The organism is Aliikangiella coralliicola (assembly GCF_007004725.1).
Taxonomy (GTDB): Bacteria; Pseudomonadota; Gammaproteobacteria; order Enterobacterales; family Kangiellaceae; genus Aliikangiella; species Aliikangiella coralliicola.
This window is the reverse complement of record NZ_ML660173.1, coordinates 76064-90204: the sequence shown is the minus strand read 5'-3', so window position 1 is coordinate 90204 and position 14141 is coordinate 76064. Positions and strand designations below refer to the sequence as shown.

Genomic DNA, 14141 nt, shown 5'->3' with positions numbered 1-14141 from the left:
ATAGAGAACCAGTAGTTAGGCAAGTTGCTCTTCAGTAAGTTGTACCTCGGAAACTTCTGCTTCGACAGATTTTTTATCTTTAGTCGTTATGTCTCTAATTTTTCCATTTTCCATAGTGACTAATTTATCTGCGTGTTTGAAATACCTGTCATCATGGGTTATCACCACAACCGTTTTTTGTTTTTGCTTTAAATCACCAAGAATTTTTGTATAAAATATTTCCTTAAACTCTGGGTCCTGATCCGCAGCCCATTCGTCAAATATATATAAGTCTCGATCTTCTAAAAATGAAACCAGAAGTGCTAATCGCTTTCTCTGGCCACCAGATAAATCTATCGTTGAAAACTCATTATCATTAACTGATAGCTTATCATCTAATTGGAAATATTTAAGATAGCTCTCGGCCGTTTCGGTGAGCTCCGATGTTTTCGCGTCCAGTATTTCGTCAAATAAATAGAAGTCCAGGTAAATAGCAGAAATGATTTGACGATAGTCTGCCGTATTTTTGTCACAAATAACACTATCTCCAAAGACAAGATGACCTTCTTCGGGTTTGTACAGAAGAGCCAAAACTTTTGCTAATGTAGATTTCCCTGAACCGTTACCACCAACAATAAAAGTAGTTTCACCTCGATTTAACTCCAGTTGAATAGGCCCAATTGAAAAATTTGTACCTGCAAAATTATCAGCGGTTGATAAATCGGATGGCTCTAGTTCAGATGACTCAAAATCATTAGCATCTGAAATATCCGCATTTTCGAGTTGGTTCTTGTATGTAAATACCACATCATTCAATATGATTTTATCCCATGGTGCTATTTTCTGATTTTCAATTTGAGTATTTTCTGCAGGGTAGTCGTTGAATAAATCATGTACTTTTTTGAGTGAAATTCTAGCCAGCGGTAACGCAGGCAAAACATTGAGTAGTTCAGCGATAGGACCTCTCATATAAAGTAGCGCCATGATTATTCCAATCAGTTCAGCCGTATCAATAGCATAATAATTTTGAATAACAAAAACGACTAACCCTATCACCATAAAACTAAGCAAATCTCCGTACGAAATTGCCAGATACATTGTATACCACCCTTTTCTGGCTCCACTTCTAATTTCATCTTCGGTAGAGCGCAGCTTTTCCTGGTAGAAATATTCTCGTTTTGAATCGTTAAGTTTAAGTTCTTTAGAACCAAGAATTAACCCGCGGATAGACTCTTGCAGTATTTCAGTATAGTGCCTCGCATGACGAAAAAACCTTACTGAGAGGATCATCGGAATATGATAACTCACTATCGCCAGAAATATTGTCAGGATTAGTAATAAGAAGACTTCAACATTCAAGTAAACAAGAAATCCGAGAAGACCAATGATAGTCACTATGTTAATCAATATGACGGGTAACACTCGAACGCCTCCAATAATATTACCAATATCAGTCGTTAATCTAACAATAAGATTTGAATGGCCTATCGACTCAATGTCTCTTATTCTCAATTTGGCTATATGCCGATACATACGCAACCGCAATGCTCGAGTCGCATCGATAGAAACATTACTCATTATGATTTGTGAACCAGCCTTCGAAATCATAATGGTCAAAAATAAGCATAGATATGCAACGGCAAATCGAATATTTGATACTTCCAGAGATAGGAAAGTCGCGCTTGAATCACTTGTTGATTGAAATAACCGAGTGCTTGCTTCCTCTAACGATATTAATATCAGTGGCATTAAGAAAGCAAAACTCAAACCCGCAATGATACCCAAAAGGAGCGAAGCAAATACCTTGTTTGGGGATTGTTTTACAAGTATGTCAAAGAGGCTCATTTTTATACCTACTAAAGTTTAATAATTTTGATTTGAATCGTTCGGGCTAACTGCTTTCATCGACCTGTCATCCGGAATAGTTAATTCAGCACAATTGATCTAATATTCGATAGTTATTGAGGGAGTAATATCAGCTTTTCACCTTCACCATCACTCAATTTCATTTTAATAAAAGACATATCACGATGCGCTTCAAGCGAGTCATTGTAGTGGGCGCTGAAGATGTTTCCTGACTGACCTGGAGTAATGCTAAATCGACTTTTATCTAAATTGCCGAGGTCGACTAATTGGCGATAAGTTGCACCTACATATTGTTCATAACCATCAGTCATCGAAAACGATGATTCGCCAAGATTGATAGTATAGTTATCACCAACAGAGGGAATTCTTTCATCGAAGATAATATCGAGCAGATTTAAACGGCTAAAAGGTGTGTGGGGAAAATAAGCCTGATGCACTTGCTGCCACTCCCAGTCATCCATACTACTGCCTACAAATTTTTCGAGTGTTGATATCGTGTCATCCAAAGCTGCAGATATGGTGTCTTCACAACTCTCTCTGTTAACCGTCCTTACGTTATCGCACCACTTAACGTCCTTGTTTTTTAATACTTTTAAATAAAACGAGTGAGGGATATCATCGACTGCCGCCAGCAAATAATCAGCTCTCGAGGCATTAAGTAAATCCCCCCATAAGTCATCTTGTAGCAGTTTTCCTCGAAAACTCATATACCAGGTTTCAAAAATAGTAGCGCCGACACTTTCCAGTCCGAACTCTCCATTCCAGTTTTTCAAATAGCTTAACGCTTCTGCTTGTTTATCATCAGCCGGCTCAACGGCTAACAGGTAAGGTAAGAGTTCCACCGCAGCGAGACTTAAGCGATCTCCCTGTATTACTTTCATTTGTTCTAAATTCAACTCTTTGGGAGTTTGTTCTATAAATTGTTGTAGCTTCTCAGCAATTCTATCTGCCCTATGTGACGAGGGCCAATCAGCGGTAACGAAATAAGGATAAGAGTTATCAACAAGTCTCTGGTTAGCTAAGACTAAATAACCATTTTGAGGGTTAAAGGCGTTTGGATTTTCCTCGAAAGGAACATAGCCCCTCCAATCTTCATCACTATTCCATCCGTTGTTGGGAGCAGTTCCGTAACCTTGTTTTCTGATTGGAATCTTACCGCCAACCAACATGCCGATGTTATTTTTCTTATCAGCGTATACAAAAGCCAGTGTGGGGGTAACTGCCAGCTTTACGGCACTGTTAAATTCAGGCCAGTCACTGGCATAGTTTATTTGTAATAGAGCCTCATAGGTTTTGTCTTGAGGATCGAAGCCAGTCCACTTTAGCGAGATAAGCTGGTTAGAGGAAATTCCTATTACATCACTGATTATTGGACCATGGATGGTACTGCGTGCTCTCCACTTTTGCGGTGGAATAGCAGCTCTAAGAAACGATGGAAAATCTTGCTTAACCAAAATAGTTTCTTCGACAATTTCCATCTCTCGAGTTTCGCCATCGTAAATATATTGGTCGGGATTAGTGACTTTGACTTGCTCGATATATAAGTCCTGTACATCTGCAGCAAATGATGCACCTCCCCAACTGATAAAATCATTATGACCGAAAACAATAAAAGGCAGCCCGGGAAAGGTAGCACCTACCGCATTTAAATTACCACCTTTTAAATGCGCTAAATAAAACATTGACGGCGTTTTCATTTGCACATGTGGGTCATTCGCTAACAAAGGTAATCCGCTTTCAGTATAATCCCCGGAAACAACCCAGGCATTACTGCCGATATGATTCCCATTCGTCGTAGTCTGTTGTTGGAACTCCTGGGTAAACGATCTGAGCTCGGCCAAAGATTGATATAGTTCGATTTCACCATGCTCGGTAATACTCTGTTGAATACTGTTCTCGCCGAAAAACAAAGCCTGGGCTTTTGACTCTCCAAGTTCATGGGTTAACAACAACCTGTCAATCTCTGTTTTGTAATTGCTCGATAAATTCCAGGCGATCACTTTCAGCCATACCAGCGAATCGATCGGCGTCCATTTTTCAGGTTGGACATCAAACGCAACAAATTCAATAGGCAATTCATGGTCATCTGATAAAAGCCACGCATTTATCCCGGCGGAATACGCGTACAACGATTGCTGCGCGAACTCACTCAATTGAGAAAAATGTTGTTCGGCTAATCTTCTAAACCCTAAGGTACGCATCATTTTATCGTTCGATAGACTTTCACTACCAAATATTTCGCTTAGACGTCCAGATCCCAATCGACGTTGAATTTCAAGTTGCCATAAACGATCTTGTGCATGTAAATATCCAATGCTGAAAAAAGCATCAAGATCATTCTCTGCGCTAACATGAGGTACGCCCCATTTATCCCGAACAATCTCAACTTTGGCTTTAATCCCTTCTATGTGATTCGTACCATTGGTCATTGGAAGACTGGCATTAAAATGAATCAACAGGCCGACCAATGCCAGCCCTACTGGTAATATCACGAAGATTAAAAAACGAATTAGTATCGGTTTCACAATATCATCCTACTATTATTTGTTTGATCATCAATTATTAACTATCAGTTATTCCGTGGCGGCGTCTTTCATTCTGGGAGAGCGATAGCTTATTCCCGGTTTTAATGTTTTGCTGGAACGCTGTTTTCTTTTTTGCCGCCTGACAGCACGCTCTTGTTGTTTAACAAGTGCCTTGATTTGTAAAATCGATTTTTCAGGGCATGCAACTGCAACAGATAAAATATTTTCGAAAACATCAACGATACGTTGTGCAGTTGAAGGTTCGAAATACTCAAGGGAATATTCTAGCCAGCCTTCGATTATCGAGTCTCTTAACGTTAGGTCAATCAAAAGTTCAAACTTCGAAGTTCCCCTGGAAAAAGGTTTTAACTTCATTTTTACTTCCGGTAGCTTTAGGTCCTGTATCGGTGCGTTTTGGAGTACAAGCTTTACCTGAAAAATAGGCGATATGCCTGAGACTCTATCGTGCTTCATTAAATCGACAACCCGGTCGAATGGAAAAGCTTGATGTTCAAAGGCTCGATAACTCAAGTCGCTGACATGAGTGGCAAATTGCTTAAAGGTGCAACTTTCATCAATTTTACAGCGCAATACCAACTGATTAACAAAAAAACCGATTAACTGCTCTGACTCAGCATTAGGACGGTTGGCAATATCGGTTCCAACACAAATATCGTCATCATCACCTAAGTAGTTTAATCCAATATAGAAAGCCGAAAGCAGTGTTATAAATAACGTTCCCCTTTCATCTAACTCTCGGCTTCTCGCAACGGTGTTATCGCTTAATTCCTTCGAAAGGCGAATAGGAATTCGATCGCCTTTGAAAGTGGGAGCATTAACGATATTTTGATCTCTTGGTAATGAAATCCTTTGTTTCGCGCCTTGTAATTCCTTCTTCCAGAAGCTGGACAACTTATCGAGGTAGCTCCCTGATAACATTTGCTTTTCCCAAAGTGCATAGTCTGAATATTGAATAGGAAGTGGTTCCAATCTTCCTTTTTTCCCCACTAAAAAATTCTCATAGAGAATTTTCAATTCACTCAAAAGAACCCCCATTGACCAGCCATCACTGACAATATGGTGCATAAAGAATATTAGCAGGTGTTTATTAGTGCCAGTTTTGATTAACGTTGCTTTACATAAGTGATCATTGGATAAATCAACTTCTGCGGAAGCATCTTCCTTGTAGAGTTGGTAGACTCTTTCATTAACTGTTGCAGATGGCAAATCAGAAAGGTCAATCATATCAATGGGGAACTCATCGACTTGTTGGATTATTTGAACGGGTACGCCATCGACTGTCCGAAATTTTGTTCTTAGCACCTCATGCCTTTGTTGAATTTGTGAAAGCGCTGACTTTAGTGCATTAAAATTAAGTTCTCCTTCTAATTCAAGAAGAATAGGTTCATTATAAAATGAGTTTTCGTTCGAAGAAGTATGCAGAAACCAAAGCCTTTGTTGTGCATAAGAAAGTCCCCTCCCTTCCTCTGCATTATCTTTCTCAATTCGAAAAACGGGGAATAGCGATTCTGGTAAGCAAGCTTTATCCATCATTAGTTTAACCAAACTAACTTGTGGCATTGAAAGTAGCGGTATATTATCTTTCATCGACTAAAGCTCTACTCTAAATCCTTCGACCACTGAGTTCGATTTTCACGAAAAAAGCTGACGGACTTGTTAATATCTTCAGCTTGAAACCGATCATCTACAAGTTCGGGCACAACCTCTCTAAACGCATCATAAACCTGTTCCGTGAATGACGATTTAATCAATCCAGTATTGAGGCTAATAGCCTGCATCGCGGTTAACAACTCGATTCCCAATATATGTTCTGTGTTTTCTACGATTTGCTGCAACTTATAACCGCTTGTTCCACCCATGCTGACGTGATCTTCTTGCAGTTGACAGGTTGGAATTGTGTCGACGCTAGCAGGTGTGCTTAATACTTTATTTTCGTTAAGTAGTGCTGCAGATGTATATTGAGGAATCATCAGTCCTGAATTTAATCCAGGTTTCTTGATCAAATAATGAGGTAAGCCGTGCTGACCTGAGAGTAATTGATAAGTTCTTCGTTCTGAAATATTCGATAAAATTGTAGTGCTTGCCGCCAAATGATCCATTGTTAATGCGGCACTCGCACCATGCAGGTTTCCGCAAGTTAGGACTTCGTCAGTCTCGTAGAAAAACAATGGATTATCGGATACGCTATTGCAATCATTTTCAATCACTTCTTTAGCATAAGAAAATGCTTTTCGAACTGCCCCATGCACTTGCGGCACACACCGAAATGAATAAGGGTCTTCTTTAGGTGGATCGCACTGTGGCAAACTAAAATGATTGCTCCCGGCCAATAGTTTATTCAGATTATTCGCGACATGAATTCTTTCCTTATGTCGGGAAAGTTCATGAAGTCTCACCTGATAAAAAGTATTTGCTGTACTAAATCCTTGCATAGATAGTGCTGCAATTAAGTCTGCAGATTTAATGAGCTCTTCAATGGTCCATAAACTTTGAACGGCCATTGCGTCGAGATATTGGATACCGTTGGTAAGCGCAAGTCCCTCCTTTGGTTTTAACCTTAATGGTTGCAAATCAACAGAGCTTAAAGCGACAGAGGCATCAACGATCTTACTATCTAGATACATTTCTCCCAAACCGATAACAGGTAATGACATGTGTGCTAACGGTGAAAGATCACCGCTAGCGCCAACGGTTCCTTTCTTAGGAATAACCGGTGTTATTTTGTGATTCCAAAAGTCTATTAGTCGCTGCACAACTTCGAGACTGATTCCACAATGCCCAGTACGAAATGTTAATAATTTGATAAACATTACCAATCTGGAAAGTTCCTCAGATATTGGTTCGCCAACACCACACGCGTGCGACATCAATTGTCGATGTTGTAGTTCTGATAAATTTTGTGGCGAGATTTTCGTATTACAAAGGGAACCAAACCCTGTATTAACGCCATATATGGGTTTTTCTGACTCTTGAATTTCCTTGATATATGCTGCGCCTGAACTAATTTTACTGGCGATGGAATCCGACAACTTAATTTTCACATTTGAGCGAACAATATTTTTAATTTCTTCCAGCGTATACTTTTTCTCTGTTATTACATGTGTTTCCACTCTATGACTCCTTGTAATCGGCTCTAGGATTGAAGTTCTAAAATTTTTTCTTTTACTTGTTTGGGATTAAGCTGGATGACTTCCGCTATTATTTCCTGCACCAGTTTATTGTTATCTCGAGACACTTGAAGTCTTTTCCGTTCAAGATTTAGCGCTAAGCTCTCTATCGATTTAGCATCTGTGATATCCTGCAATCGAATATCCAGGCCGTAGTTTTTGTTGATATAATTAATGCATCTCATTGCTAAAAGAGAGTTACCGCCGGCATCGAAGAAGCTGCTATTGACATCGACCATGTCTATCTTAAGTACATTTTTGACAACATCGATAAAATCACCTTCGTTTCGATTAGATGACAAAGGTTGCTCGAATGTTGCGAGAACTTTCATCGATGAATTATTTGCCAACGCTCCTCTATCTACTTTCGAATTGAGATTTCTTGGTAGTCGCGGTAACGAGTAATATAAAGATGGTATCATCGAAGCTGGAATCTGTTTCGCCAGATGCTCTTTCAACTCGGCAAGTAGCTTGCTCTGAGTATTAATTTCGCCAGGCGCGTCATTTTCAGGATGGTTTCTGAATACAACACAAGCACACAAACGTATGTCGCCTTCATCAAATTTCTTAATAAAAGTGCTAGCTTCAACAATTGAGCCGCAAGTTAAAATATTTCTATCGATTTCTTCAAGCTCTATCCTGACGCCATTAACTTTTACCTGGTTATCCTTCCGACCCTCAACAAACAGCTTCCCCTGAAAATCAAATCTACCAAGATCCCCACTGCGGAACACCTTTCCTCTTTTGCTAAAAGGTAGGTCGCTAGAAAACAAGTGACAAAAAGACTTCTTTGTTAACTCTTCCAGTTTCAAATATCCACTTGACAACGCGCTTCCACCGATACAAATCTCTCCAACCTCTCCTTCACTACAAAGCTCATTATTTTCGTTTAGTAAGAAAATCACTCTCTCATCAATTGGTTCACCAATTGAAATCGGATCTGTAGCAGTAGCACTGTTAACTTCATTATGGGTCGCCGCGACGCATTCGGTGGGACCATAAACATTATGAATTTTTGCGCAGGGAAACATCTTAGACGCCATAGCTACCACGTCAGCAGTTAAAGCTTCTCCGACAAATAATATGTTTTTTAACTGGAAGGAATCCCTGGTAGTTAGGTAATCCGAGGATTGAAAAAATATCTCTGCCAGTTGTCTAAAATAACTAGGAACTAATTGAATTACATTAATTTTTTCATCCGCTAATTGGCGCATCAATTGTACAGGGTCTTTCTTAACACACGAATCGGCTAAAGCCAGCGAGGCACCAAAACACAAGGCACCGAAAATTTCACAAAGTGCAACATCAAACCCCATGCTTGCTTGTTGTGCTACAGTCACGTTATTTTCAATTTGGACAGCCTTGGCTTGCCATTGAATAAATGAAACTAAACTTGCGTGTCGATGAACAATGGCTTTAGGCTTTCCCGTTGTACCAGATGTGTAAGCGTAATACGCTATATCCTTACCGCTAATGGGTAAGTCCAGGCGATTTGTCGATTCAGCTTTGACAAGCTGCTTCAGGCTCCCCGACTCGATATCAACTATTTTCGCGTCTTTACTTGAGCTACTAATTGAATCACTTAGAAATTTAAATGCTTCCTTGTCAGAAGAACTATTCAGAAAAATTAGCGCCGGCTCACAATCCTGAACAACATACTGTATTCGTTCCATAGGCTGCTCTTCGGAAAGACAAACGAAAGTCACGCCGGCCTTAGACAAAGCGATTAGAACACAGATAACTTCAACATTTGCAGCTGCAACAACAAGTGCCGGGCCGGAGACAGAACTATTACACTTAGTAACAAAAATATAACGTGCAATTTGATTTGAATAATCTTCAATTTGGCGGTATCGTATTTTGTTTTTCTTGTAACTTAAAGCAACTAATTCCGGCGTATCATCGCACTGCCTCTCGAAAAGTTGATGTAAGGATGGGAAATTTTCAATCTGCTTTTCAATGGGAGTTAAGCAGTTAGTAGATACTTTTTCTATGTCCAGCTGGGCAACAGCATCTGCAATTGGATTTTGTAAATTATCACAAAACCATGTCAAGAATTGAATCCAGCCATCTCCCAAATATTCAGCGAACTCTCTGTGAACAAGATCCTCACGATAGATAAGTTCCGCCTTCAGTTTATTTCGCGACTCTGTGAGCCGTAACTCAATCGGAAACTGGTTATACTCTTCTTCTATCCTTCTACTCTCTAACTTAACTGGACCAAGCGTACACTCAACTTCATCTTCAGCATGAAGAGCAAAATCTGAAAGAACACCACCTAATTTCTCGGAAACCGAAAGATAGGTCAGGATCACATCAAACAATCCGTTTCTATTTAATAGATTCTGACTACTTTGTTGTTCGACTATTTCCGCGATCGGCAGCGAACCATGCGACAAAGCTTCATTGATCAAACGCTCTGTTTTTGAAATAAAATCAATAACGGTTAAGGATTGTTCCACCTGCTGAACCAACGGAACAGGATTAACGCAATATCCGAACAGAGATTGAAATGCGCTTTTGTTTCTTTGATTCAATGCTGTGCCTATCGCAACTACGTCTTGTTTTAACTGTTGTGCGATAAAAGCCTGTAAAGATGCTAATAACAAAGTATAAGTTGAAAACTGACACTTACTTTTGATCGCCTTCAAACGTTTAAACAATATCGCAGAAATCGGCAACTTTTTATTTCGAGAACGATACTTCTCGCTACACCTAGTTTTTTTGCCAGAAAAAAAGTTTAGCCTGGTAATAGGGTTTTGAGCGAGATGAGCCCGCCAGTACTTTCTATCTTCTTCTGCCTTTGTTGACGAACTATATTGAGTTTGATTATCGACAAAATTAGTGAAGTTCCCTCTTTCCCGTCGTGCAACTACTTCGTCACCCAGGATAGTTGAAAGATCTTCATAAAGAATAGCTAATGACTGGAAATCACAAATAATATGATGAAACACAAATAGTAAAACCGGCTTTTCCGCGTTGGAAAAAAATACTATCCGATAGAGTTTCTCATCATACAATTCGAAAGCTTTATTCGCCCATTGATTAAGACTAAGGTTAAGTGCTTTCTCATCCAGTTTTTCGCTGACAATTTGAACAGGCACAGCATCGTCTTGTTTAAAAGTCTGAACTACGTTCCCCATATCATCAACATTGATGATGATATTCAACGCAGGATGAATTTCTTGTAACTTCTTAAAGGCACTTTCAATATTCGCCAAATCAAATGGAGAGTTCAGGTTAAATGCCCTGGATATATGATATAAAGAACTCTGTGGGCTCCTATTTTGTAAATACCAGAGAGATTCCTGACTTTTGGTCAAACACATCGAAAGACTGTTTGTATCAATTGCTCTCTTTCCAGAATCCTTTTGTTGTGATTTTGGTTGTGACTCTGTAATTAGATGCAGCAGTTCGTCATAACCACTGTTGTCAATCAATTGCTGAAGCTCCAACTCAACATTAAACACATCTTCTAACTGGCTTTTAAGCTGCATGGTTAATATCGAGTCGAGTCCTAATCTGTCAATCGAATTTACTGCGAAAACTTGTTGAACCGGCAGGTCACAGCATTGTGAAATAGTCAGGCAAAGCTGCTTTCTCAAGTTAGTGCCATCTGTGTGTTTTTCGAAAATACCTATACTTTGCTCTTCATTAAAAGTTTTCTGTAAACTCTCCGGTGTTGCGAGTTCTTCGTGGATAATTTGCAACTTCTGCTCTTTTAACATTTTTTTGCAGGCGCTGCGTTGAATTTTACCGCTACTTGTTTTCGTTATAGTGCCACGTTTAATCAAGACGACTTTATAGGGTCTGATATAAAAATCAGTAAATATTTTATCGCTTATATCACGAGCAATTTGTTTCCGGTTGTTTCTCGAATTGTTGTTTATTTCCTGAACGACAATCAGCTGCTCCTTTCCTTCAAACTCAAGCGAGAAACTGGCACCACTACCATGACGGAGCGAAATATTCGCAGACCACACACTCGATTCGATATCCTGCGGGAAATAATTTCTCCCATTAATAATAATGAGATCTTTCAAACGTCCCGATACATAAAGGTGCCCATCATGCATAAAACCCAGATCGCCGGTTCGATAAACTTTTTTCTCGTTGGCTTCAATCGTAACGAAACTTTTTCTGGTTAAGGCTCTATTATTCCAATAGCCTCGTGTTATATTTGGACCTGATACGCAAATTTCCCCAATTTCGTTTTCAGCACAAGGTTGGCTTGATTCTTCTCGTAAGATATACAGATTTTGATCAAAAAGAAGGTTACCACAGCTGACAATTTGTCTCGCTCCAGGAGAGTTTTCGGCCACTTGTTTAACTTGCATTTGTTGCAACTTTTTATCGCTCACATTTAATATCTTTGTGCCTTTATCAGCTTCACACCCGCTCACAATCAGGGTTGCTTCCGCTAGCCCATAACAAGGACTTAATGCCTTAGGAGAAAACCCATATTGAATTGATTGGCTCAGGAAGTTATCGAGCGTTTTCGCTTGAATTGGTTCTGCACCGCAAAATGCTGTTCGCCAACTACTTAAATCGATTCGGTGCTCCTTCGAGCGTTTTAATCGGCGAGCCAGTAATTCAAATGCAAAATTGGGTCCTCCATTAACGGTTCCTCTGTAGTAGGATATCGCCTTAAGCCAATTAAGAGGCTCTCTTACAAAATGGTAAGGGTCCATAAAAACACAATGCATGCTGGCATAGACCGTTTGCAATAAACACCCCACCAATCCCATATCATGATGAAATGGTAACCAGCTGACACAAACTGAGTCTCGACCAGTCAGAAAAACACGACAGATTATTTTCTCGTTTGCCATCAAGTTAGCATGAGTAATCATGACTCCTTTAGGAGTACCAGTTGAGCCTGACGTATATTGCAATAACGCTATGTCAGAGCCACAAGGAAAATCATTTTTTAAGTCCTTCGTATCTGCTGGATTACACTGCTCGACTATTAGCCAGTTATCTTCATTTTCGAAAAACTCATCCGTGGAAGAAAGAAAATCACTACTTCGGATGTCAGAAAGAACCTTACTAGTAGTCAGGGCTAGTGACGGTTGACAATCTTTAATGACAGACACTAGACGCTTTGATAAAACTGGATTAGTCGGTGGGTAGACCGGCACTGCGATCATGCGAGCATAAAAGCAAGCGAATAACGAATAAATGTATTCAAGCCCATTGGGCGCAACAATTAGCACCCTGGAACCAGGCTTATAATGCGTTAGATATTGTTCTGCAATAGCTTTAGCAGTATCATTGAGTTCAGCAAAAGTTATCACTGACTCGTCGCTCTTTCCATCTTTAAGAAAAGTAAATAATTTACGATCAGGGTGAATCTTCGCATACGAAGCCAACACTTCAACCATTGAGCTTAATTTATCCATATTTAAGCCATTAACAATCATAACGTATCCTGAAATATCATCTTATTGTATCTCTACTTTTTCTCACTGTTCTAAGCTGTCGACCAGGTGTTTTTTCGAATAACAAAGCTCTCCCATTCCAACCCAAATGGTTCGATTACCACTATAAGTTTCACGAGCGTGAGAAAAGAGCATATTGTCCACTAACAATACATCCCCTTGATTCCAGTCGAATGTAATCCTCTCAGCTTCGTAAGCACCTCTGATTGTCGCAATAACTTCGTCTTCTATTGGTTCACCGTCTCCATAGTAAGTCTGGTTAGGCAAATTATCCTGGCCATAGTAATCGAGTAGATTTTTAGATAGCTCTTCGCCAAGCGTCGAGACATGAAAAAATGCAGCATGATTAAACCAAACAAGAGATTGCGTTTCGGGGTGCCGCAATATTGCTTCCCTGACGCTCGTTATTTCGAGTTGACTTTCATCTTTCCACTTAAAGTCAATTGCCTGTTTTCGACAGTAGTCCTCTACCTGTTTTTTGTCTTCCAGTTGAAAAACGTCTTGCCAGGTTAGTCCATGAGTTGGACTAAAATTTCTAACGTATTTAACTTTTCTTTTATGAAAGTTTTCCTTTATTGGTTGAGGTATCCGGTCGAATACCCTTCGCATATCTGCTATTGGCGTTCTCCCATCACATTGAGCTGGCAGCCTACAATAAAACATAAGTACCTTCGGCCAGCTTGACTGATATGAATTCTCATTATGAAAAAATATCTCTTGATGGCTAGGGTAATCTGTCGACGTATATACTTTGTCGTCTATTTTTGTTCGTGGCGAAGACCTTTCTTTATACTCTAAAGGGTGCTTACAAACCTTATTTAATACCAAAGAAACTTGCGACGCAGAAAACTCGGAAAAACCTCGAAATAACACGGCACCGTCTGTATGAAGTTTTTTCTTCCAAAGGCTCTCGTTTTCCGTCAGCCAATCTAGTAAGTCTAATTTATTATCGTTTGACATTATCACTACTGGAAGTGATTTGGCGCCACTTTGCGCATATTTTATTTGCACAGTCTTGCGCGGCGAGTATGGAACTCTTTTGACCGAAAGAGGGCTAATTTTAGATTGGTTATTTCGCATTAGTTTGGTTTTGGCTAGATTAGGTTATGATAAAAAATCAGGTTGTGATAAAGAGCAGTTTT

At 39.6% G+C, this 14141-nt stretch carries 6 protein-coding genes; all 6 read right to left on the bottom strand.

Annotated elements, in window-relative coordinates; all coding sequences use genetic code 11:
* Nucleotides 1-15: 15 nt before the first annotated feature.
* The 6 genes from FLL46_RS26145 to FLL46_RS26120 all read right to left on the bottom strand — a co-directional run bounded on the left by FLL46_RS26145 (nt 16) and on the right by FLL46_RS26120 (nt 13959).
* Nucleotides 16-1824, bottom strand: a complete 1809-nt coding sequence (locus FLL46_RS26145) for a cyclic peptide export ABC transporter (RefSeq protein WP_142935267.1) — start codon at nt 1822-1824, stop codon at nt 16-18.
* Between the two features lie 113 nt (nt 1825-1937).
* Complete coding sequence (locus FLL46_RS26140) at nt 1938-4370, bottom strand: penicillin acylase family protein (RefSeq protein ID WP_142935265.1); 2433 nt, start codon at nt 4368-4370, stop codon at nt 1938-1940.
* A gap of 48 nt (nt 4371-4418) precedes the next feature.
* Nucleotides 4419-5978, bottom strand: a complete 1560-nt coding sequence (locus tag FLL46_RS26135; protein WP_142935263.1) for a condensation domain-containing protein — start codon at nt 5976-5978, stop codon at nt 4419-4421.
* 11 nt (nt 5979-5989) lie between these two features.
* The gene (gene hutH / locus FLL46_RS26130; protein WP_142935262.1) at nt 5990-7501 is read right to left on the bottom strand and encodes a histidine ammonia-lyase; all 1512 of its coding nucleotides are present in this window, start codon (nt 7499-7501) and stop codon (nt 5990-5992) included.
* 23 nt (nt 7502-7524) lie between these two features.
* The gene (locus tag FLL46_RS26125) at nt 7525-12981 is read right to left on the bottom strand and encodes an AMP-binding protein (RefSeq protein WP_142935260.1); all 5457 of its coding nucleotides are present in this window, start codon (nt 12979-12981) and stop codon (nt 7525-7527) included.
* 42 nt (nt 12982-13023) lie between these two features.
* Entirely contained in the window at nt 13024-13959 is a 936-nt protein-coding gene (locus FLL46_RS26120; protein WP_168204326.1) for a TauD/TfdA family dioxygenase, read from the bottom strand.
* Nucleotides 13960-14141 lie beyond the last annotated feature (182 nt).